General features: G+C 59.0%; 18 protein-coding genes and 1 riboswitch. Of the genes, 17 read left to right on the top strand and 1 reads right to left on the bottom strand.

Annotated elements, in window-relative coordinates; genetic code table 11:
- Positions 1–579 carry an NUDIX domain-containing protein gene (locus J4E00_RS16295; protein WP_208176242.1) on the bottom strand — a complete coding sequence of 193 codons (579 nt, stop codon included), beginning with the start codon at positions 577–579 and terminating at the stop codon, positions 1–3.
- Positions 580–647: 68 nt separating this feature from the next.
- Between J4E00_RS16295 and J4E00_RS16290 the strand changes: the two genes are divergently transcribed.
- The 17 genes from J4E00_RS16290 to J4E00_RS16210 all read left to right on the top strand — a co-directional run bounded on the left by J4E00_RS16290 (position 648) and on the right by J4E00_RS16210 (position 22,132).
- The gene (locus J4E00_RS16290) at positions 648–1,400 is read left to right on the top strand and encodes a DeoR/GlpR family DNA-binding transcription regulator (protein ID WP_208176241.1); all 753 of its coding nucleotides are present in this window, start codon (positions 648–650) and stop codon (positions 1,398–1,400) included.
- A 63-nt stretch (positions 1,401–1,463) separates the two neighbouring features.
- A riboswitch (SAM riboswitch) is annotated at positions 1,464–1,572 on the top strand.
- Positions 1,573–1,642: 70 nt separating this feature from the next.
- Positions 1,643–5,338 carry a methionine synthase gene (gene metH / locus J4E00_RS16285; protein ID WP_208176240.1) on the top strand — a complete coding sequence of 1,232 codons (3,696 nt, stop codon included), beginning with the start codon at positions 1,643–1,645 and terminating at the stop codon, positions 5,336–5,338.
- A 115-nt stretch (positions 5,339–5,453) separates the two neighbouring features.
- Complete coding sequence (metF, locus tag J4E00_RS16280; RefSeq protein WP_208176239.1) at positions 5,454–6,410, top strand: methylenetetrahydrofolate reductase [NAD(P)H]; 957 nt, start codon at positions 5,454–5,456, stop codon at positions 6,408–6,410.
- 73 nt (positions 6,411–6,483) lie between these two features.
- Complete coding sequence (locus tag J4E00_RS16275; protein ID WP_208176238.1) at positions 6,484–6,951, top strand: tetratricopeptide repeat protein; 468 nt, start codon at positions 6,484–6,486, stop codon at positions 6,949–6,951.
- A gap of 111 nt (positions 6,952–7,062) precedes the next feature.
- Positions 7,063–7,647: an energy transducer TonB gene (locus J4E00_RS16270; RefSeq protein ID WP_208176237.1), complete on the top strand. Its 585-nt coding sequence runs from the start codon at positions 7,063–7,065 to the stop codon at positions 7,645–7,647.
- 50 nt (positions 7,648–7,697) lie between these two features.
- Positions 7,698–8,264, top strand: a complete 567-nt coding sequence (locus tag J4E00_RS16265; RefSeq protein WP_208176236.1) for a hypothetical protein — start codon at positions 7,698–7,700, stop codon at positions 8,262–8,264.
- A gap of 112 nt (positions 8,265–8,376) precedes the next feature.
- Positions 8,377–8,817, top strand: coding sequence for a DUF2007 domain-containing protein (locus tag J4E00_RS16260; protein WP_208176235.1), 441 nt, complete (start codon positions 8,377–8,379; stop codon positions 8,815–8,817).
- A 60-nt stretch (positions 8,818–8,877) separates the two neighbouring features.
- Positions 8,878–10,086, top strand: coding sequence for a PA14 domain-containing protein (locus tag J4E00_RS29555; protein ID WP_236049849.1), 1,209 nt, complete (start codon positions 8,878–8,880; stop codon positions 10,084–10,086).
- 63 nt (positions 10,087–10,149) lie between these two features.
- Positions 10,150–10,932 (top strand): MIP/aquaporin family protein, encoded by a 783-nt coding sequence (locus J4E00_RS16250; RefSeq protein WP_208176234.1) that lies wholly within the window; start codon positions 10,150–10,152, stop codon positions 10,930–10,932.
- A gap of 197 nt (positions 10,933–11,129) precedes the next feature.
- The gene (locus tag J4E00_RS16245; protein ID WP_410779758.1) at positions 11,130–11,975 is read left to right on the top strand and encodes an SDR family oxidoreductase; all 846 of its coding nucleotides are present in this window, start codon (positions 11,130–11,132) and stop codon (positions 11,973–11,975) included.
- A gap of 325 nt (positions 11,976–12,300) precedes the next feature.
- A complete protein-coding gene (locus J4E00_RS16240; RefSeq protein WP_208176232.1) occupies positions 12,301–12,900 on the top strand; it encodes a gluconate 2-dehydrogenase subunit 3 family protein in 600 nt (199 codons plus the stop codon).
- 86 nt (positions 12,901–12,986) lie between these two features.
- Positions 12,987–14,681: a GMC family oxidoreductase gene (locus J4E00_RS16235; RefSeq protein ID WP_208176231.1), complete on the top strand. Its 1,695-nt coding sequence runs from the start codon at positions 12,987–12,989 to the stop codon at positions 14,679–14,681.
- A gap of 106 nt (positions 14,682–14,787) precedes the next feature.
- Positions 14,788–16,122 carry a family 1 glycosylhydrolase gene (locus tag J4E00_RS16230; RefSeq protein WP_208176230.1) on the top strand — a complete coding sequence of 445 codons (1,335 nt, stop codon included), beginning with the start codon at positions 14,788–14,790 and terminating at the stop codon, positions 16,120–16,122.
- Positions 16,123–16,218: 96 nt separating this feature from the next.
- The gene (locus J4E00_RS16225; protein ID WP_208176229.1) at positions 16,219–16,797 is read left to right on the top strand and encodes a hypothetical protein; all 579 of its coding nucleotides are present in this window, start codon (positions 16,219–16,221) and stop codon (positions 16,795–16,797) included.
- A 6-nt stretch (positions 16,798–16,803) separates the two neighbouring features.
- Positions 16,804–17,091 carry a hypothetical protein gene (locus J4E00_RS16220; RefSeq protein ID WP_208176228.1) on the top strand — a complete coding sequence of 96 codons (288 nt, stop codon included), beginning with the start codon at positions 16,804–16,806 and terminating at the stop codon, positions 17,089–17,091.
- 270 nt (positions 17,092–17,361) lie between these two features.
- Positions 17,362–19,899, top strand: coding sequence for a DUF5686 and carboxypeptidase-like regulatory domain-containing protein (locus tag J4E00_RS16215; protein WP_208176227.1), 2,538 nt, complete (start codon positions 17,362–17,364; stop codon positions 19,897–19,899).
- A 199-nt stretch (positions 19,900–20,098) separates the two neighbouring features.
- A complete protein-coding gene (locus tag J4E00_RS16210; protein ID WP_208176226.1) occupies positions 20,099–22,132 on the top strand; it encodes a 7TM diverse intracellular signaling domain-containing protein in 2,034 nt (677 codons plus the stop codon).
- Positions 22,133–22,161: the final 29 nt, after the last annotated feature.

Genomic DNA, 22,161 nt, shown 5'->3' with positions numbered 1-22,161 from the left:
TTAAGCAGTTAACTGTTTCAGGCGGAGGTGCTGCAGCAGCATAATGGTTTTGCCGTCCTGGATTTCGCCCGTTTTCACCATTGCCAGTGCTTTCGGCAACGACATTTCCAGCACTTCGATTTCCTCTTCGTCGATGCCGCCACCCGCCTGCTGCTCGGTGCTGGCGGAATACTCGGCCAGGTAAAAAAACAGGCGTTCTGTCACGGAGCCGGGGCTCATGTAGGCCTCCATCACCTTTTCCACGTGCGTCAGGCGGTAGCCGGTTTCCTCCTCCGTTTCGCGGATGATGGCGACGTCCGGATGGTCATCATCGAGCAGGCCGGCACAGGCTTCGATGAGCATGCCGGTGGGGTTGCCATTGACGAAAGTGGGCAGGCGAAACTGCCGGGTCAGGATAACATTGTCGGTAGCCGGGTCGTGGAGCAGGATGACGGCCCCGTTACCCCGGTCGTAGGCCTCACGCGATTGCGTTTCCCAGGTTCCGTTTTTTCGCTGATAGTCGAAGGTGATTTTCTTCAGAGTAAACCAGTCGTCAGCTAATGTTAGCTGCTCTCGTAGCCGAATTCGTTCGTTCATCATGAATGGGTCGTTCGTTTTTGTTCTTATTTGTTCTTTTATGTTTGTTGAGAACAAGTAAGGCCAATCCGATGAATTTCCAACTGCGCAAGCAATACATTCTGCAAACCCTGGAGCAGCACGGCAGCGTGGAAGTAGCGGCTGTAGCCGGGCACCTGCGCACCACGCCCATCACCATTCGGCGCGATTTGGCGCTGCTGGCTGACCAGGGCCTGGTGGTGCGCACGCACGGCGGCGCGGTACGGCCCAACATGGCCCGGCATCCGATAGCCTTCATTACCAAAGCCACCGCCCAAGGTCCCCAGAAGGAATACATTTGCCAGCTGGCGGCGCGCCATATTGCAGAGGGCGACACCATTTTCATCGATTGCGGCAGCACTACGTTTCCGCTATGCGCCCTCATTCGGCACCTGAAAATCCGGGTTGTGACCAATTCCCTGCCGGTCCTGTTCGAGCTAGCCGGCTCGGCGGTGCAGGTTGTGATGGCGGGCGGGGAGGTAGATGCTAAGCGCCGGGCCACGCACGGCGCCGTTGCCACGGAGCACCTGCGCCGCTACGCCGTGGACAAGGCCTTTGTGGGGGTCGATGGGGTTTCGCTGCGGCGTGGTCTCAGTGCCAACAGCGAAAAGGAAGCGTCTATTTTCCTGGCAGTGGCAGCCTCGGCCGGCCACGTCTACCTGCTCTGCGATTCTAGCAAGCTGGAGCGCGACCAGTACTTTCAATTTGCGCCCCTCTCTGCTGTCGGCACGCTTGTTACGGATAAGCAAGCGCCGGCCGAGCTGCTGGCGCAACACCGCGACGCCGGCTTGGCTGTGCTTTCATAGATAATTCTTAAGCTGACAGCATTTGTACCCCAAACAGCGGTTCCGTTGTATCTTCGCCCTACGCTGCTATCCAGAAAGACCGAGGGACCGGGCCCGATGACGTCTTGGCAACCTACCACGAGTAGGTGCCAACTCCCGTTTTACCTTGCGTTTGGGTGAAAGAAGATGACAGCCGGAACCGAACTTTATTGTTCGGGTTTCTTTCTGGATACGCGCTTACGTAGCTATTCGTCCCGAAAGAAATGCCCACTGCCACCCTGAATGCCCCCTCCTCACTTCCCGAGCTCCTCCGCCAGCGCCTGCTGATTCTCGATGGCGCCATGGGCACCATGATTCAGCGCCATCCGCTGACCGAGGAGGACTTCCGCGGTACCCGCTTTGCCGAACATCCCAAGCCCCTGCGCGGCAACAACGACCTGCTGAGCCTGACCCGGCCCGACATCATCAAGGGCATCCACGCCGAATACTTCGCCGCCGGGGCCGATATGGTGGAAACCAACACCTTCAGTGGCACCACCATCGCGCAGGCCGACTACGGCCTGGAGCACGTGGTGTATGAGTTGAACTACGAGTCGGCCCGCCTGGCCCGCGAGGCCGCCGACGAGTACGCCACGCCTGAGCGCCCGCGCTTCGTGGCCGGGGCCGTGGGCCCCACCAACCGCACGGCCTCGCTCTCGCCCGATGTGAACCGGCCCGGCTTCCGCGCTGTGACGTTTGATGAGCTGGCCACCGCCTACCTGGAGCAGGTGCGTGGCCTCGTGGATGGCGGCGTCGACACGCTACTCATCGAAACCATTTTCGACACGCTGAACGCCAAAGCCGCGCTTTACGCCGTGCAGAAGTTCTTCGACGAAGGCGGCCGCGTGGTACCCGTTATGATTTCGGGCACAATTACGGATGCCTCCGGCCGCACCCTTTCGGGCCAGACGGTAGAGGCATTCTGGAACAGCATTCGCCACCTGCCCCTGCTGAGCGTGGGCCTGAACTGTGCTCTCGGCGCCGACCAGCTACGTCAGTACGTGCAGGAGCTAAGCCGCATTTCCGACGTGCACATTTCGGCTTACCCCAACGCTGGCTTGCCCAATGCCTTCGGGGGCTACGATGAATCAGCCGAAGAATTTGCCGCGCTGGTGGAGGATTATCTGAAGGAAGGCATCGTGACGGTGGTGGGCGGCTGTTGCGGCACCACGCCCCAGCACATTGCCGAACTCAGCAAGCTGGCCGAGAGATACCAGCCCCGCCAGCTGCCCGCCGAAATTCAGCCCGCTACGCGCCTCAGCGGCTTGGAACCGTTTGGCATCACCAACGAGAGCCTCTTCGTGAACGTGGGCGAGCGCTGCAACGTGACGGGCTCGCGCGCTTTCGCCCGCCTCATTCGCACCGGTGCCTACGAGGAAGCCCTGGCGGTGGCCCGCCTGCAAGTAGAAGAAGGCGCCCAGGTCCTCGACATCAACATGGACGAGGGCATGCTCGATTCCGAGCAGGTGATGACAACGTTTCTGCACCTCATTGCCTCGGAGCCCGACATTGCGCGGGTGCCGCTAATGATTGACTCCTCGAAGTGGAGCGTGCTGGAAGCGGGCCTGAAATGCGTGCAGGGCAAGAGCATTGTGAACTCGATTTCGCTGAAAGAGGGCGAAGCGGCATTCCGGGAGCGGGCCCACACGGTGCGCCAGTACGGCGCTGCGGTAGTGGTAATGGCCTTTGACGAAAACGGGCAAGCCGACTCGCTGGAACGCCGCATCGAAATTTGCCAGCGCAGCTACGACATCCTGGTGAAGGAAGTGGGCTTCGACCCGTCCGATATCATCTTCGACCCCAACATCCTGACCGTGGGCACGGGCATGGACGAGCACCGCAACTACGCCATCGACTTTATCGAAGCAGTGCGTTGGATTAAGCAGAACCTGCCCGGCGCCCTCACCAGCGGCGGTATTTCGAACATCAGCTTCTCGTTCCGCGGCAACGACGTGGTGCGCGAGGCCATGCACACGGCCTTCCTCTACCACGCCATCAAAGCCGGCCTTGATATGGGCATCGTGAACCCCGGCCAGCTCGGCGTGTACGATGAAATCGAGCCCGGCCTGCTGGAGCTGGCCGAGGACGTGCTACTCAACCGCCGCGCCGACGCCACCGAGCGCCTGGTGGAATTTGCCGATACCGTTAAGCAAAAGGACAAGGCCGAAGTAGTGGCCGACGAGTGGCGGAGCCTGCCAGTGCAGGAGCGCCTGCAACACGCACTGGTGAAGGGCATTACGGAGTTTATCGACCAGGACACCGAGGAAGTGCGCCAGCTGGTGGGCCGCCCGCTCGAAGTGATTGAAGGCCCGCTGATGGCTGGCATGAACGTGGTGGGCGACCTGTTCGGGGCCGGCAAAATGTTCCTGCCCCAGGTGGTAAAATCGGCGCGGGTGATGAAGAAGGCCGTGGCCTACCTGGAGCCGTACCTATTGGCCGACAAGCAGGGCTCCGACCGCCAGACGGCCGGCAAAATACTGATGGCCACCGTGAAAGGCGACGTGCACGACATCGGCAAAAACATTGTGGGCGTGGTACTGGCTTGCAACAATTTCGACATCGTGGACCTGGGCGTGATGGTGCCGCTGGAACGTATTCTGGACGAAGCACAGAAGCAGCAGGTCGACGTTATTGGCCTGTCCGGCCTCATCACGCCGAGCCTTGATGAGATGGTATACGTGGCCCAGGCCATGGAAAAGCGCGGCATGAAAGTGCCCCTGCTCATTGGCGGCGCTACCACGTCGCGCCTGCATACGGCCGTGAAAATTGCGCCGTCCTACAGCGGGGCGGTGGTGCACGTCAACGACGCCTCGCGCTCGGTGGGCGTGGCGGCCGGCCTGCTCGGCTCGGGCGAAAAAGCTTATGCCCAGACTGTGGCCGACGACTACGCCACGCTGCGCGCCGACTACGCCAGCCGACAGCGCGAGAAGAACTACCTGACCATCGAAGCAGCCCGCGAAAATGGCTTCAAATCGGACTGGAACACGGTTTCGATTACCAAGCCCAGCTTCCTCGGCACCAAAGTACTGGAAGACTACGACCTTGCCGAACTGGCTGAATACATCGACTGGACGCCCTTCTTCCACACTTGGGAGCTGAAGGGCCGCTACCCGCGCATCCTCACCGACGAGACGCTGGGTGAAGCGGCCACTAAGCTTTTCGAAGACGCCCAGGCCATGCTCCGCAAAATCATCGACGAGAAGCTGCTCACGGCCCGCGCCGTGCTGGGCTTTTGGCCGGCGAATACCAAGGACTACGACACCATCGAAATCTACGCCGATGACGCGCGTGATGCAGTAGCCACCGAATTTTTCACGTTGCGCCAGCAGGGCGAAAAAGGCCCGAAAATCCCCAACATTGCCTTCTCCGACTTCCTGGCTCCGAAAGAAACTGGTCGCCCGGATTACATGGGTGGGTTTGCCGTCACGGCCGGCATTGGCATCGAGAAGCTGATTGAGCAGTACGAAGCCGACCACGACGACTACTCCAGCATCATGGTGAAGGCGCTGGCCGACCGTCTGGCGGAGGCCTTTGCCGAGCGCCTGCACGAGCGGGTGCGCCGCGAGTTCTGGGGCTACGCGCCCGACGAGCACCTCACCGGCGACGACCTCATTCAGGAGAAATACCGCGGCGTGCGCCCCGCCCCCGGCTACCCCGGCTGCCCCGACCACACCGAGAAAATCACCTTGTTTCAACTGCTCGACGCCGAGGGCAAAACCGGCATCACCCTCACCGAAAACCTGGCCATGTACCCGGCCTCTTCGGTGAGCGGCATGTACTATGCCCACCCGGACGCGCGCTACTTCGGCCTGGGTAAAATTGGGGTCGACCAAGTGGCCGACATCGCCCAGCGCAAAAACATGCCCTTGGCCGACCTGGAGCGCTGGCTGATGCCCAACCTGAACTACGAGCCGAAGTAACCCCATCCCAACCCCTCCCCCTCCGAGGAAGGGCTTTCGCAACTATTTCAATTTAAACCCTGATATGTCTGGCACCCCTCCCCTGGAGGGGAGAGCTAGGGGTGGGGTTACTCATATGAAAGTTACCGACCACCTCGCCCGCGCCAACGGCAAAACCCTCTTCTCCTTCGAGGTACTGCCACCCAAAAAGGGCGAAAACATCCTCACGCTGTTCTCGAACATCGAGCCGTTGATGGAGTTCAAGCCGCCGTTTATCGACGTGACCTACCACCGCGAGGAGTACGTGTACCGCCACCACCCCAACGGGCTGCTGGAGAAGAAAACCGTGCGCCGCCGGCCTGGTACCGTAGGCATTTGCGCGGCCATCAAGAACCGCTTTGATGTCGATACGGTGCCCCACCTCATCTGCGGCGGCTTCACGAAGGAAGAGACCGAGAATGCGCTGATTGACCTGCATTTCCTGGGCATCGATTCTATCCTGGCCCTGCGCGGCGACCCCATCAAGTCCGAAGGCGTGTTCAAGGCCGAGCCCGACGGCCACGCCTACGCCTGCGACCTTATCGGGCAGGTAGCCAACCTGAACAAGGGCGAATATCTGGATGAGGAGCAGGACGATACCTGGGCCACCAACTTCTGCATCGGCACGGCTGGCTACCCCGAGAAGCACTTCGAGGCGCCCAACTACGCCTCCGATATCCGCTACCTGAAGCACAAAGTGGACCGCGGCGCCGACTATATTGTGACCCAAATGTTCTTCGACAACGAGGAGTTTTTCAAGTTTGAGAAGAAGTGCCGCGACGCGGGCATCAACGTGCCCATCATCCCCGGCCTCAAGCCCCTAACCACCAAAAGCCAGCTCACCATGCTCCCCCGGGCTTTCTTCCTCAACCTGCCCGAGCCGCTGGTGGAAGCCATTAGCCAATGCCGCGACAACGAAGCGGCCCGCGCCGTGGGCATCGAGTGGTGCCTCAACCAAAGCCGCGAGCTGATGGCTCATGGCGTGCCCTGCCTGCACTACTATAGCATGGGCAAGTCGGAAAGCATCCGGCGGGTGGCCAAGGAACTGTTTTAAATTCAGTTAGTACCCAGCAGCTTCACATTAGCATTGTTAATGCTAATGTGAAGCTGCTAACTGTTCACGGACTATGCTCGACGACCTGTTTGCCCGCCTGCGGCTAGCCACTACGCCGGCCGAGATTGAAACCCTGCAAAACGGCATCTGGCAGCTCTGGCTGACGACCGGCGATGTAGCCCTGGATAAGGAATTAGAAGCCGGGATGCGCGCTTTGCAGGCAGAGGAATTCACGGTGGCAATAAAGCATTTCACCTATATAATTCAATTAAACCCCAATTTTACTGAAGCCTGGAACAAGCGTGCTACGGCCTATTACCTACGGGGTGATTACCGGGCTTCTTTAGCCGATATAAATGAAACCCTGCTTAGAGAACCCCGGCATTTCGGAGCATTATGGGGACAATATTCTATTCTACAACAGCTCGGCTTTATTCGACAAGCCTTAAAATCAATCACCAAGCTGTCAGCTATTTGCCCTCATACACCCGGACTACGCGAACGGGAGCACGACCTACGTGAACAGCTTGAAGAGGGCTAAATAACAAGGGAACCCCTTGAACGGAAATAGAACTTTTACTACCTTCGGGTTATCAAAGGTTTGTGTATTTCAGAGAAGTATAATATTCTGTTTTACGTCATCTATCCAACTATGAATAATAACATTTACAAACTTACGCAGCTTATTCTTTTTCTTGGCTTAGCGTTCGGCGCTCAGGCACAGAAGATGCACACTACCAAATGGGAAAGCGGCATGCTCGACCGTCGTACCAAAGTAGGCGTGTGGGAATATTATGGCATCACACCCTCCAAAGAAATGGTGGTGGTGCAGCGGTACGACCACACGGCCAATAAGCTGATATTCTACCGCCCCGGCAGCGACGTTCCCTACAGCACCGAAACCAGCCCCGGCCAGTGGCAGCGCCACAGCGTGGACCGCCCGCCCCTGTTCATCGGCGGCGATGCGGCGCTGGCGGCCTACACCACACAGCTACAGTACCCGCAGCTGGCGCAGGAGCGCAACATTCAGGGCCAGGTAACCATTGGCTTTATCATTGATAAGCAGGGCAAAGCCAGCGCCCACCGGGTACTGCGCAGCATTGGTGGTGGCTGCGACCAGGAAGCCTTGCGCGTGGCCAAAACCATTCCCGACGAATGGATTCCGGCCCAGATTGGCGGTAACGATGTGGCCGTGGAATACGAGCTAACGCTAACCTTTCGACTGGCCAAGCAGTAGAGCGGCGCAGTGGCCGGACGTAACTTGCGGCCAACTTACTGCTTCGTGCTATGAAAGGTGTTTTGCACAACCAATTTTCGGGCTTAAAGCCCTTCAGCGGTGCGCTGCTGGCTGTTTCTTTGCTGCTCAGCAGCTGCGACTCTACGCCCCGTGAGCGGCAGGAAGCCGCCCGCGAAGCCGGCCACAAGCTGGATACCGTGGCCCGCACCGCGACCCACAAGCTGGCCCGCATTGGCAAAGGCGCGGCTACCTACAACGCTAACAACCGCGCCCGTCGCGCCCGGCCCCTCGACCCGCGCCAGGAGCTGGCCATGGAAGCCAAGCTGATGGGCCCCTACTCCGGCCAAATCAACGCCCTTACGCCCCAGGACCTGCCGGCGGCCTACGGACAGCTGGTACGCGAAACCCGCACCCAGCGCACTTCTTGGACCGACCGCGACTGGGACTACGCCCGCGCCGTGTACCAGCGCCTGAACGACCAGTTGAAGCAAATCCGGATGGACATGCCGGCCCGCGATGAGGTGCGCGTGCGAGCCCGGCAAGCCGAGTTTGTGGCGCTGCAAGCTGGCCACGCCGCCAAAGGAATCGACGCCGCCACCCGGCAGCAGCCAAAGTAAGCACTGTTGAATGTTAAGGGTTGCGCTCGATGGGTTGAGTCGTTTGGATTTGATAACACTCGCATTCAACCTTTAAAACGCAACCCTCAACATTCAACCCTACTAGTCCTGCATGTCTGCTCCCGATTCCGTCGTTTTTCTTGAATCGTTTTATGAGCCGATGGCAGCTAACCTGGCGCGCACGCGGCTGGAAGCAGCGGGTATTCCGTGTTTTCTGAGCAACGAGAATTTGGTCTCGCTGATACCGCTCTACAGCCCCATTACGGGCGGCGTGCGGCTGTACGTGCTCCAACGCGATGCCGAAGCCGCCCTGGAAATCCTACACCATGAGCCGGTACCCCTGGCTACTGAGCCCGACGTGGCTTCTTTCGCTGCCGATGCGCCCGACCCGGTGACGCCCCGCTGCCCCCGCTGTGGCTCGTCGAATGTGGCGTATGGGCCGGCTACACGCAACACCTATGGGTTTTGGGCGTCGTTGCTATCGGTGCTGCTGCGGTTTCCGGTGCGGGGCAACCGTTTTCACTGCTTTCACTGCGGCAACGAGTTTGAGTAACTGGTGAGGCGGTAGTCTCAAGGCATGCACTAGAGAAGCCTTCTTCACCGTTATACTCGCATGCTTCGCCCTGTCTATTCATTCCTAACCCGGAAGTGCTGGCTCATCATACCAGGCTTGCTGGCAGCAACCTCCGGCCCGGCCGAAGCTCAGGTTCAGGCGCTGCCAACCGGCGACGGCATTCTCGGTGAATACTACAACGGACCAGAATTTGACCGCCTTGTAACGCGGCGGCGCGATGCCACGCTGGCTTTTGACTGGGGCCATGCGCCGCCGGTGCCAGGGATGCCGGCCGAGTACTTCTCGGTGCGCTGGACCGGCTGGCTGGTGCCGCCAGCCAGCGGGCGCTACCTACTGCACGTGACTGTGGACGATGGGGTCCGCATCTGGCTGAATGACAATCTGATTATGAATGAGTGGCGGCCGCAGCCGGTGCGCACCTTCACTACCAGCGTGGAGCTGAAAGCGGGTGAGCCCTACAAGCTGCGTGTCGATTATTATCAGGACATCATCGATACCAGCATGCGTATTACCTGGGAGCGGCCCGACAAGCCATTAAAGCCGCCGGTTTCGTCGTGGCGCAACCTTTGGGGTATGACGGCCGAAACGCCCAAGCCCGAGCCGATTCCTACGGGCTTTTTGTATAGTCGCAACCCACGACCGGCACCTAGCGCATCGGCCTCCAAACCGGCAGTGCAGCCACCTAAACCGGCACCAGCGCCGGCCCGCGTCATTTTCGTACCGCCTGCCGTCGCCACAAGCCGGCCGGCAACGGTGGCACCCAAGCCAGTCCGCCGGCCGGCTCCGCTGCCGGAGCCAGCGACCCTGCCAGGCGGTTCCCCGGCAGTGGTAATCCCGCTGCCCGCTGCCGCTCCTACCGTGCTGCTGGCTGATTCCGGCAGTACGGCCTCGCTGTCGAAGCTGGCCGTGGGTGGCACCGTGACGCTGCCCGAGCTATATTTTGAACAGGGTAAAGCCGGGCTGCTGCCACCCGTGCGCACGGCGCTCAATGCGCTGGCCGCCACCCTGCGCACCCGGCCGGAGCTGCGCTTTGAGGTGCAGGGCCACACCGATAACGTGGGCAATGCGGAGCTGAACCGCCAGCTTTCGCAACAGCGGGCCGAAGTGGTATGCCTCTACCTCACAGCCCACGGCGTGGGCACGGCCCAGCTTCAGCCCAAAGGCTACGGCGGCACTCAGCCCGTGGCCGATAATGCCGACCCCACCCAGCGCCCCCGCAACCGCCGCGTGGTGCTGCGCCGGTTGTGAGGACTTCGCTTAACCCGTTGGCCGTTTTTGCGTTGCAGACAGGTACCCCAGCCCGCTTCCCGCATGGCTTTCGCCGCTCAACTGTTTCAGGCCCTGCGCCACAACTGGCGCCACTACATGGTCGAAGCTGCTGGTATCATGGCTTTCCTCACGGTTTCGAGCGTAGCTTCTGTGGTGTTTCACCATCCCGATTCGGCGCTGGCCCGAGCCCTGGGACCGAGCGCCTGGGTGCAGCGCATCGGGGTGGGCCTGGCCGTGGGACTGCTAATAGTGGCCATGGCCTACTCGCCCTGGGGCAAGCGCTCGGGGGCGCACTTTAACCCAGCCGTGACGCTGGGATTCTGGCAGTTGGGGCACATTGGCACGGCCGATGCGCTCTGGTATGTGCTGGCACAGTTTTCGGGCGCGCTGCTGGCAGGCTTCGGCATGTTTTGGCTACTGAAGCCGTGGTTTGCCCATCCGGAAATTCACTACAATACCACGCGCCCCACTGAGGGAGCGCACGGCTGGGCGCTGGCCTTGGGGGCCGAGCTGTTGATTTCGGCCGGCCTGATGCTCGTGTTGCTCTGGTCGCTGCACTCGGCGCGCTTCAAGCAGTGGGCCGGGGCACTTGTTGGGTTTACGCTGGCGCTCTTTGTGGTGGTAGAGTCGCCGCTTTCGGGTATGAGTCTGAACCCAGCCCGCTCACTGGGCGCAGCGGTGGCCGCTGGCAGCGGGTCGGAGCTGTGGCTGTATTTTCTGGGTCCGCTACTGGCCATGTGGACTACTGCTGAACTGTACCGGCGCTACCGAGAGCGGCACCGCCCAAGCGAAAGGCCACCGCAGTACCCCGACACCTCAAACTGAGCAGATTTCACGGCCTGACCTGAGCTGCCCGCAACGCCCGAAGTTGCCTTCTCATTAGCCATGTCGCCCTTTTTCGCGTAAGCAGCCTTACACCCTTGCCAACTGCTATGCCCACCAAACAGACTACTTCAGCCACAGCCAATTCTCCCAAAAAAGCGGCGCCGGCCAAGCCAGAGCACCGTCCCACGGCCAAAGACATGAAGGCCGCCGCTCAAAAGCTGCCCTATCCGGCCAAGCAAGCAGACATGAAGCTGCAACCCGATTCGGACCTGGCCAACTACAAAGCAGCCGGCAAGCTCACCAACAAAGTCGCCATCATCACCGGAGCCGATTCGGGTATTGGCCGGGCCGTGGCCATTGCCTTTGCCAAAGAGGGTGCGCACGTGGCTGTGGTGTTCAACGAGAACGTGGAGGATGCCGAAGAAACCCGCCGCCTGGTAGAGAAAGAGAAGCGCAAGTGCCTGCTGCTCCAGCTCGACGTGCGCGACCCGGAGCAATGCAAGCAGGCGGTGCGCCGCACGCTGGCCGAACTGGGTGGCCTCAACATTCTGGTAAACAACGCCGCGTTCCAGATGAGCCAGGAGAAGTTCGAGGACATTCCGGAGGAGCAGATTCGCCGCACCTTCGACACCAACATTCTGGGCTACATCTGGATGGCGCAGGCCGTGATTCCCCACCTCAAACAGGACGACTGCATCATCAATACCGGCAGCATTGTGGGTATTGTGGGCATCCCGATATTAGTAGATTATGCCGCATCAAAGGCCGGCATTCATGCCCTCACCAAGTCGTTGGCGCTGTATCTGGGTGAGCGTGGCATTCGGGTGAACTGCGTGGTGCCCGGCCCGGTCTGGACGCCCAACATCCCTGGCACCATGCCCCGCGAGGAAGTAGCCAAGTTTGGCCACGAAGTCGCCTTAAAACGCCCCGGCCAGCCCGAGGAACTGGCCCCAGCCTACGTGCTACTGGCCTCGCAAGACGGTTCCTTCATGACCGGCAGCCTCGTGCATGTGACGGGTGGCAAGCTGAGCAGCGACGAGTAGAAGCTATTCTGCCGAAGTGTAACCATTCAAGGTGATAAAAGCCGCCTAGCGGTGACAGACCCAGTTGGTAATCTGTCACCGCTAGGCGGCTTTTATCTTTCGGCGTACCAGATGTTCCGAATCTTTTGTTGCCAGGCGGCTACTCTGCAGCTTTAGATTAAATAAGGCAGCAGCCGGTAGAGTGGGCCACCTGCGCGGCGGCGGCTTTTTTACGGGGTTTGTGGAAGAAATAACCATTAAAACTTCCACCATTGACGAGGTTTTGCTCGTATGGGATTTAGCTGAACTGTCTGGAATGCGGTATCCAGCAGCCCAATCCCCTGTTATGTCCCTCCCCACGTACCCAAGCGGCACCGTGCGCGCCCTGCTGGCCACACCACACGTATCCGAAGCCACGCGCGATGCCTTGCAAGCCCGCCTTGATGCGCCAGCATATGCGCCGCAGTTCCTGGCCCCAGAATCCTTCGCTTTGCTGGAAGCCGTAGCTGCCCGCCTTTTACCGCAGCCCGACCGCTCCGACTCCCCTATTCCCCTGGCTCCTGCCGTGGACCAGCGCCTTGCCGAAGGCCGCGCCGACGGCTGGCGCTACGACGCCCTGCCGCCCGACCGCGAAGCCTACCGTCTGGGCCTGGGCGGCATTCAGGAAATAGCCCAGGCCATGTTTCAAACCGATTTCCAAGCGCTCGATGCCACCGGGCAAGACGCCGTGCTGCAAGCCTTGGCCAGCACTACCCCGCCCGGCTCCACCTGGGAAACCTTGAACGCTGGCCGCTTTTTTGAAGAACTGCTGGCCGAGCTCACCGAGGCCTACTACTCGCACCCCCTGGCCCAGGAAGAAATCGGCTACGTGGGCATGGCCGACCTACCCGCCTGGACGAAAATCGGCCTTAACGAAAAAGACGACCGGGAGCCTTCTAATGGGTGAATGAGTAGCTGAGCGAATGGGTGAATGCTTTTCCCCACTTGCTCTGTCACCCATTCGCTCAGTCACTCATTCACTTACTGCTAAAAATGCCCGACGAAGAAGTTCTCGAAGAAGGTGTCCTCAATCCGGTCAAACCCGAAATCCAGGACCCGCTCCTGCGTGCCTTGCTGACCGATGAGCCAGCCCCGGCCGCCACCCCGGTCGACACGCCCCTGGAGCAGCCACAAGCCATTGCCCCCGAAGCCGATGAAGTAGACTGCATTGTCATTGGCCTGGGCGCGGGCGGGGCGCCGCTGCTGGCCCGCCTGGCAATGGCCGGCCTAAAAGTAGTAGTGCTGGAGGCCGGCCCCTGGCACAACCCGGAGAAAGACTTTGCGACCGACGAAACCGCGCAAAACTTCCTGTTCTGGAACGACGAGCGGCTGGCCGCCGGCGCCGACCCACTGGCCATGGGCAAGAACAACTCGGGTACCGGCGTGGGCGGCTCCACGCTGCACTACACCGCCTACACGCCCCGCCCGCTGCCCGACGACCTGCACGTGCGGCGCGATTTTGGGCAGGGCGAGGACTGGCCCGTGAGCTACGAGGAGCTGGAACCCTATTACGAGGAGTTGGAACAGTTTCTGGGGATTTCGGGGCCAACGCCTTACCCCTGGGGCCCCACGCGTCGTAAGGGCTACCCGCTGGCACCGCTGCCGCTCAATAGCGCCGCCCAGCTCATGGTGCGCGGAGCGGAGAAGGTCGGTATCCGTACCTCACCGGCGGCGAATGCAGCATTATCGGCCCGTTATTACCAAGAAGGTATTGGCTGGCGGGAGGCCTGCACCAACCGGGGTTTCTGCCAGGCCGGCTGCTCCAATGGCGCCAAGGCCAGCATGGATGTCACCTTTATTCCGCTGGCCGTGAAGCACGGGGCTGATATACGGCCCAACAGCTTCGTAACCGAGATTGAGCGCGATGCGCGGGGCTACATCACCGGCGTGGTATACACCCAAAACGGCATTGAGCAGCGGCAGCGCTGCCGCCACTTGTTTATCTGCGCGGGTTCGGTGGAAACGCCACGCCTGCTGCTACTGAATGAGTTGGCCCTGACCAGCGGACAGGTAGGCAAGAACCTGATGGCCCACCCCGGCCTGCAGGTTTTCGGCACCTTTGCCGATGAGGTGCGGCCCAACAAAGGCATTCCCGGCGGCCTGATTTCGCAGGATACCCACCGGCCGAAGGATGCTGATTTTATTGGCGGCTACCTGCTGCAAAGCATTGGCATCATGCCCGTCACGTTTGCCGGGCAGGTGGCCCGGGGCCGCAAATACTGGGGCCAGCAGCTACGCGACTACATGCGGAATTACAACCACATTGCCGGCATCAATATTCTCGGCGACTGCCTGCCCCACGCCGACAACTACATGGAACTAGCCGAGGAAAAAGACGTCCGCGGCCTGCCCAAACCGCGCCTGCACTTCACCGCTCAGGAAAACGAGCAGCGCATGAATGCCCACGCTGAGAAGACGATGCGCGCCATTTGGGAAGCCGCCGGGGCCACCGACATTTGGTCGTTTCAGCGCTACGCTCACGTCATCGGCACGGCCCGCATGGGCCGGAGCGGCGACGATGCCGTGGTGGACGCCAATGGGCGCGCCTTCGACGTGCCCAACCTCTACATCTCCGACAACTCCACCTTCCCCAGCGCCCTGAGCGTGAACCCGGCCCTGACCATCATGGCTCTGAGCCTGCGCACGGCCGATAAGTTTCTGGAACAGCAACAGCGCCGGGACGCCTGATTTTAGTTGTCAGTTGCTCGTTGTCAGTGTTGGTTCTTCCAGCAAATGCTGGCAGCCATGCACAATAGCAAGAACCTGACAACGAGCAACTGACAACTAAAATATTATGAAGTCTTTCTTAACAGAAATTAAAGAGCATTTCGGCGACGGCAACTTCGAGGGCGACGAATTTGGCGGCGCTACCGGCCACAACGGCAATGGCCTGCCCACGGGCTTGCCGAACAACTTCATGTTTGCTACCGGCATCGAGTGCAGCTACCCGACCATCGACCAAGGCAAAACCCGCCGCGACCTGCTGGCCGAATGCGACCATTATAACCGTTATAAGGAAGACCTGGCCTTGGTGAAGGAAATGGGCCTGAAGGTGCTCCGCTACGGCCTACCCTATTACAAGATTCAGCTGAGTCCCACCAAATACGATTGGGAATTTGCCGACTTGGCTATGGCCGAGATGCAGCGCCTGGGCATTACCCCGATTTTGGATTTGATGCACTTCGGGGTGCCCGACTGGCTGGGCAATTTTCAGAATTCGGAGTTGCCCGTGCACTTCGCGGCTTATTGCGAGGAAGTGGCTAAGCGCTACCCTTGGGTGCGCTTCTACACCCCAGTGAACGAGATTTACGTCACGGCCAAGATGAGCGCTAAGGACGGCATCTGGAATGAGCAGCTGAAGTCAGACAAGGCTTTTGTGACCGCGCTGAAGCACTTGGTGGCTGCCAGCATCATGGGCACGCAACGCATTGCCAAGCACCGGCCCGACTGCGTGATTGTGCAGAGCGAATCGGCTGAGTTTACCCACGAGCTGCGGGCCGAGCATACATTTGAAGTACAGATGCAGAACAAGCTGCGCTTTGCCTCCCTCGATTTGCTCTACGGGCATCACCCCGAAGGCGACGTCCTCAACTACTTATATGACAACGGACTAACACGCCGCGAATACGATTGGTTTATGGCTGGCGAGCCGCCCGGGTACCAGATAATGGGCAACGACTACTACGGCCGCAACGAGAAAATTATGCTACCGAACGGTGAAATCTGTACCAGCATGGACGTTCTGGGCTGGTACAACATCACCCACGACTACTATCAGCGCTACAAGAAGCCGGTGATGCACACCGAGACCAACGTGCTCGAAGCCAAAGACGCCCCCACCTGGCTATGGAAGCAGTGGGTTAACATCCTGCGGATGCGTAAGGAGGGTGTACCCGTGCTGGGTTTCACCTGGTACTCCCTTATCGACCAGATTGACTGGGACAAGGGCTTGGAGCGCAAGGTGGGCACCGTGAACCCCTGCGGCCTCTTCGACCTCGACCGCAAGCCCCGCCCCGTAGCCGATGCCTATAAAATGCTCCTCCGGGAGTACGGCCAAATAACCATTGTTCCCCATGGTGAGCTATTTGAAGTAACGAAGGCACCCGCCACGTTGAAAGTAGAGGTGTAGCTACAAGCTAAACGGACATCATGCCGAGCGGAGGCATGACGTCCTTCCGTACATCCATTCACCTCGCGCACACCCAGCTCGTTGTTATTGGACCATATGAACCGCCTGAAACCCCAGAACCAATTTCATCAGTTGCTCTGGCAGCATGGGCTGCTGCTCCTGCTGGGCCTGGGCCTGTACCTTATTGACAAGTACGAGGGCTTGCCGCCGGATGTCATTACGGGAGTTTTACTACTGGGTGCGGCGGCCAAAACCGGCTATTTTCTGCTGCACAATTTCCGGGCGCTGGCGGCGCTACGGCAGGCATTCCAACAGTTTGTGCTGCTGGTATCCCTCAATCTGGGCATGATTGCCCTGTCGTTTGCCCTCGATTTTTATTGCCTGTATCGGGTGAACGACCACGCCTTTGCAGGCTTGCGGCCCGGAACCGAGCTGGACATTTTCGGGCAGCTTTTTTACCACAGCGTGGGCACGCTCATCAGCAATTCGGGTGGCAATGCAACGGCAGCAGCGGGCAGTACACAAGTACTGTTGCTACTGGAGAAAATTGCTGGCTTCGTGTCAACAGTCTTCGTGATTTCAAATGCGGCCAACTTCCTGCGTCCCGCACCGCGCCACCGAAAACCTGAAGCATCCGCGAGCCCGGATACAGTTGCTACGGCCCCTAACCACTAATTTCTCATGCCTACTCTCCTGCTACGGGTTGCCGCTACCTGGCCGTTGCCAGGGCTGGGTTTATTGGTGTTGCCGGCCGGCCCCACACCCCACCTCCTACCATACGCTTTGCATACCACACTGGCAGTAATAGTATCTGGTCCCAATGGAGAACAGTACCCCGGTAGCGCTACTGTAGAGGAAATTACGCAGCCCAACGCAACCCACGCGCCGCTGCGCGGCCTGCTCCTCGACCTGAGTATACGCGTGGTAGTGTTGCCAGGTGCCAAGATATGGCTGCACGATTCTGAGTAATGATTGAACGATTATTCGAGGCATGATAAAGCCCGCGCTATCAGCCACTATTCAAACCTTTAAGTGAATCCGGTCTGCACTACAGGTTAGTATCCACTCACTATATCGCAAATACTCTTTACCGGGCCCTGACAACAGTTCAGCCAGCAGGTTTAACAACTCGTCCAAAAATTTCCTGTTTTCGGCGCGGAACTACTTGGGAGCCACTTACGCTTTGCGTAAATTGCGGGACTACTGCTAATCCTCGTATTTGGCTTCTTACTACTACTTATGAAATTTCTTGCTTCGTTGCTCCTGGCATGCCTCTTCGCATTGCCAGCCGCAGCCCAGCGCATAGTTATCAGTGGCCAGGTAGTGGAAGCTACGAACGGTGAGCCGGTACCGTTTGCATCCATCTTCGTCCCTAAAACCAGCGCCGGCATCACGGCTGATGCCGATGGCAAATTCAAGCTTGCTGTAACCGGCTCCCCCGACTCTATCGCAGCTTCGGCGATGGGCTTTGCTACTCAGCGGCGCAAGCTTTCCGATGCAGCGGTGCAAACAGTGCTTTTCCGTTTGAAATCCGGCGGTGTTGCCCTGGCCGAAGTCGTAGTATCATCGCGCAAACCAGAAAATCCAGCTTTTCGCATTCTGCGCGAAGTGCAGAAGCACAAGCCCGAAAACGAGCGCAGTGCTCTAAAGGCCGCAGAATTCGATTCGTATAACCGCATCGAAACCAGCCTGATTGACCTGCCTAAGAGCCTTTCTAACCGGAAAGTAATCAAGGATATTCGGGCGCTAGCCGTGCGTCAGGGTGCCGCCGCGGCCGCCGATGTTGATGCGCCGCTGCCCATCTTCGCCTCTGAAGTCGGCTCACGGGTCTACCAGAAGTACACGCCTCTCCGCCGGCGTGAAGACCTGCTGCACAAGCAGATGCGCGGAGTTGGTCCGCGCGAAGGCTCTGTGCTTTCGCAAATGCTGGGCTCAAACTTTCAGAACTTCGACTTTTATCCCAACTGGCAAAACGTGCTGGGCAAGGATTTTATCTCGCCCATTGCCGAAGGTGGCCGCCTCACCTACGAGTACGAGCTACAGGATTCCGTATTCATTGGCAAAGACTGGTGCTATAAGATTGGCGTTACGCCCAAGCGCAGCCACGACCTGGCTTTCAAGGGTACTATCTGGATTTCAGCCCAAGGGTATGCCCTCCGTCGGGTCGACCTGATAGCCAGCCCCGAAGCCAACATCAACTTTGTGAGCGACCTGCGCATTTTTCAGGACCTCACGCCCCCCACCGATGGCCCTGGCCTGCCAGCACGCACCAAGTTGGTAATCAGTGTTCGACCCTACGAAAAGCAGGCTGCTATGCTGGTGCGATTCACCACGGTGAGCAGCAATTTCGTGCGCAACAAGCTGCACGAAGAAACCGGCTTCTACGACCAACCAATTGTGTCGTCGTTGATGGAATCGACCGACAATAGCCTGGCAGGAAAGCTAAATCCGGGCATGCCGGAAAGCGGCGCCGGCGGCTATTTCGACCAGCATCGGCCGGACACGCTGAGCTTGAGTGAGCGCCAGACTTTTGCCGTACTCGATTCCGCTAAGTCACTGCCCTCGGTGCGCAATGTGCTCGATTGGGTTGACTTGCTGGTGAATGGCTACAAGCGCGTAGGCAAGTTTGACCTGGGCCCCATTGCCAACGCATACGCCAACAACGACTTTGAAGGCAACCGCTTCCGTTTTGGCTTTCGCACCACACCCGACATCAGTCGCAACTGGGTGACGCAGGCCTACGTGGCCTACGGCACCAAAGACGGCCGCTTCAAGTACGGTGCCCGCACCAGCTACATTGCCGAGCGGCGTCATTGGACAGTTTTCACCGGCGAATTCAAGCACGATGTGGAACAGGCAGCCTTGCTTGACAATGACTTCCTTGACAACAACAACCTTTTCGTAGCTGCCTCGCGCTGGGGCCGCTTCCGCCAGGGCAAGCCCGTGCTGCGCGACCTCACTGCTTTAAGCGTGCAGCGCGACCTCTTCCATGGCTTCACCCAGACCCTAACCCTACGTTACCAGAACATCGAACCACTGTTCGACATTCGCCACCGGCCGGGTCCCAACATGCCGCCAGTAAGCGACGCACCAGAATCCAACGGATTGCACCTGAGCGAGCTAGTATCGGAGTCGCGCTATGCTCCCGATGAAAACCTAGTGCAAAGCGAGAACCGTCGGCGGGCCGTGGGCCTGAAACGCTGGCCGGTGTTTGGGCTCCGCTACACGCTGGGTGCTATTGACTGGAATCAAGGTAATTTCATGTACCACAAGTTCAACCTTTCGATTGTGCACAGCCTGTCGGTGGGCCAACTGGGCCGCCTGACCTACCGCGCCGAAGGCAATTACATCCCAACCGCGCTGCCCTATTTCATTCTGAAAACCCCGCTGGGCAATCAGACGCCTTTCTATAACGCCAACGCATTCAACCTGATGAACTACTTCGAGTTCATCACCGACCGCTCGGCTACCCTTCGCCTTGACCACCATTTTGAAGGCCTGTTTGTCAATTCTATTCCGGGTCTGCGGTCGCTCAACTGGCGTTTGGTGGCTACCGGTAACGTACTCTACGGCAAACTCTCGGACCGCAGCCGACGCATCAATGGCGATAGCCCCGACCTGCCCGGCCCTATTTCTACGCCTTATATAGAAGTAGGCTACGGCATCGAAAACATTTTCAAATTCGTGCGGGTCGACTTCATCCACCGCCTTACCTATCGTGATGCGCCCGGAACCAGCAACTTCGGCATTAAAGTAGGTGCGCAGTTCCGCTTGTAGATTTTCATTATCAGTTATTTAAACGAGCAACGCCCGGTTGTGCTAGCGCACGGCCGGGCGTTGCTCGTTTAAATTCTTAATTATCCAAACAACCATACTACTCCATTAATTAAACAGAGGATGTAATTGAACAAAGTGAGTAAAGGCTCACTTCCCAATTCCAACAAGCTATTATAATTGTTCGTAAGTTAGTCGTGCTATGCTTGTTCCTACCCAATTAGCTAACTCTGCCAACAAACTACCCTACGCGTGGTCCGGCGTACGCAACTTATTGCTGCTCTTGGTACTGCTCATACCTGCGCAAGTCCAGGCAGCCCGCGAAGACACCCTGGCCACCAACCCGGCCCAGCCCGAACACTACCTCGATGACAACTACTACAGCATGCTGGAGGACCCCACCGGCCGGCTTACCATCGCCGACGTGCAGTCTCCGGCCTGGAGCCGTCGTTTTGTGGTCATGCGGGGCTCCGGGCATCCACCCAACATCCAGCATCCGCACAGCACTTACTGGCTGCGGCTTACCATGCGCCACGCCCCTAACGAAACCGCCGCTTGGTACTTGGAATTGTATGACTCGCACATTGGCTGGGCCGTCTTTTTCCGGCCCATGCAGGGCAGCCTGTCGGCTTATGACAGCGTGGCTACCGGCGCTACCCTGCCCTTTGCCACCCGCCCGCATCCCTACAAAAACTTTCTTTTTGACCTACCGCCCCGACCGGGCCAAACCGTAACCTACTATCTGCGCCTGCGCTCGGACACACGCACCAGCTTTCGGGCCATGCTGCATAGTGGCTCCGGGCTCATACCAGAACTGTCGCTGCAATACTGGCTGCTGGGCGTCTTCTATGGCGTACTGGCCATTATGGTGCTCTACAACCTGATTCTGTTCTTCTTTCTGAAAGAGCAGACCTACTTGTCGTACGTGCTTTACGTGGTTAGTGGCGCTCTGCTGTTCCTGACCGAGGACGGGTTGGGTTTCCAATACTTATGGCCTGGTGGGCCAAAATTCAACCACTTTATTGGGGCCGTGGCACCAGTACTGCTGCTGGTTACGTTTGCTATTTACGCCAATGGCTTTCTTGATGCGGCCTCGCGCCTGCCGCGGCTGTACCGCGTTGGGCGCTGGGTGGTAGGCATGAGTACGGCGCTGCTACTGCTCGATGCGGCAGTAGTGCACTCAGGTTTCAGCTTTTGGCTGTATCTGTTGCCCTATGGACTACTGTTTTATATTGGCATTCAAGCGTATAGAGAGGGATTGAAGCCGGCGCGCTACCTGCTGCTGGCACAGGCCTTGGTGGCCGGCAGCCTCTCTTTCCTCATCATGCGTAAGCTGGGCATCGACTTCTACAACAATGCTTACACGGTATACAGCTTGAATGCGGCATTTGTGTTGGAAGTCGTCATTCTGAGCTACGCACTGGGCGAGAAGCTGAAGGGATTGATGGATACTACACTACTCACCCAGCACCGCCTCCTAAAGCAATTGCGCAAAAAGCACCAGGCCCAGGACCGGCTGGTTGAGCAGATGCGCGAAAACCAGGAACTGAAAGACCGCCTCAACACCGAGTTAGAGGCCTTAGTGGCCCAGCGCACCGGCGAGCTACGACGCCAGAACGAAACAGTAGCCGCCCAAAACCGTGAGTTGCTTGAAGCCAACGGCCTACTAGCCTTGCAGTCGGCGGCCATTGAGCAGCTCAACGGTGAGCTGAGCCGCGACCTGCACGCCGAGAAGGCCGCCCGCATCGAGGCCCGGGAGGTGGACTTCGGTGAGTTCAGCCAGATTTACCCGGATAAGGACGCCTGCCTGCGCTACTTGGCTGGCTTGAAATGGGACCAGGGCGGCTACCGCTGCCGCAAGTGTGGCCACGAGAAAAGCTGCGAAGCCCGCGAACCCTACGCCCGGCGCTGCACCCGGTGCCGCTACGTAGAGTCAGCTACCGCTGGCACATTATTACAAAAGTGCAAGTTTTCGATTGTGAAGGCGCTGTACGCAGTTTTCCTTCTGCACGCCCATCGGGGCAGCTATTCGGCGGCCGAACTGGCGCGTGTGCTGGAGCTACGTCAGGCGACAAGCTGGGCATTTGCGCAGAAGGTGATGGCGGCATTGCAGCGCCGCCGCCTGGCGCCCGACTATGAAGACGGCGAGCCCTGGACGCACGTACTGTTGGACGCCGGCTATGACACCGAAATCATGGCTGATGAGCTAGCCGAACCAGACGAAAAAGCAGCATGAGCGTTCCGGTAACGTTTGCGAAATGCCCC

Source organism: Hymenobacter negativus, from assembly GCF_017571495.1.
In the GTDB taxonomy this organism is placed as follows: domain Bacteria; phylum Bacteroidota; class Bacteroidia; order Cytophagales; family Hymenobacteraceae; genus Hymenobacter; species Hymenobacter negativus.
The sequence above is the reverse complement of the archived record's forward strand: the minus strand, read 5'-3'. Positions and strand labels throughout refer to the sequence as shown.

Coding starts and splice junctions, on each gene's coding strand:
- J4E00_RS16295 (WP_208176242.1), bottom strand. CDS start 579: ATGATGAACGAACGAATTCGGCTACGAGAGCAGCTAACATTAGCTGAC.
- J4E00_RS16290 (WP_208176241.1), top strand. CDS start 648: ATGAATTTCCAACTGCGCAAGCAATACATTCTGCAAACCCTGGAGCAG.
- metH (WP_208176240.1), top strand. CDS start 1,643: ATGCCCACTGCCACCCTGAATGCCCCCTCCTCACTTCCCGAGCTCCTC.
- metF (WP_208176239.1), top strand. CDS start 5,454: ATGAAAGTTACCGACCACCTCGCCCGCGCCAACGGCAAAACCCTCTTC.
- J4E00_RS16275 (WP_208176238.1), top strand. CDS start 6,484: ATGCTCGACGACCTGTTTGCCCGCCTGCGGCTAGCCACTACGCCGGCC.
- J4E00_RS16270 (WP_208176237.1), top strand. CDS start 7,063: ATGAATAATAACATTTACAAACTTACGCAGCTTATTCTTTTTCTTGGC.
- J4E00_RS16265 (WP_208176236.1), top strand. CDS start 7,698: ATGAAAGGTGTTTTGCACAACCAATTTTCGGGCTTAAAGCCCTTCAGC.
- J4E00_RS16260 (WP_208176235.1), top strand. CDS start 8,377: ATGTCTGCTCCCGATTCCGTCGTTTTTCTTGAATCGTTTTATGAGCCG.
- J4E00_RS29555 (WP_236049849.1), top strand. CDS start 8,878: ATGCTTCGCCCTGTCTATTCATTCCTAACCCGGAAGTGCTGGCTCATC.
- J4E00_RS16250 (WP_208176234.1), top strand. CDS start 10,150: ATGGCTTTCGCCGCTCAACTGTTTCAGGCCCTGCGCCACAACTGGCGC.
- J4E00_RS16245 (WP_410779758.1), top strand. CDS start 11,130: ATGAAGGCCGCCGCTCAAAAGCTGCCCTATCCGGCCAAGCAAGCAGAC.
- J4E00_RS16240 (WP_208176232.1), top strand. CDS start 12,301: ATGTCCCTCCCCACGTACCCAAGCGGCACCGTGCGCGCCCTGCTGGCC.
- J4E00_RS16235 (WP_208176231.1), top strand. CDS start 12,987: ATGCCCGACGAAGAAGTTCTCGAAGAAGGTGTCCTCAATCCGGTCAAA.
- J4E00_RS16230 (WP_208176230.1), top strand. CDS start 14,788: ATGAAGTCTTTCTTAACAGAAATTAAAGAGCATTTCGGCGACGGCAAC.
- J4E00_RS16225 (WP_208176229.1), top strand. CDS start 16,219: ATGAACCGCCTGAAACCCCAGAACCAATTTCATCAGTTGCTCTGGCAG.
- J4E00_RS16220 (WP_208176228.1), top strand. CDS start 16,804: ATGCCTACTCTCCTGCTACGGGTTGCCGCTACCTGGCCGTTGCCAGGG.
- J4E00_RS16215 (WP_208176227.1), top strand. CDS start 17,362: ATGAAATTTCTTGCTTCGTTGCTCCTGGCATGCCTCTTCGCATTGCCA.
- J4E00_RS16210 (WP_208176226.1), top strand. CDS start 20,099: ATGCTTGTTCCTACCCAATTAGCTAACTCTGCCAACAAACTACCCTAC.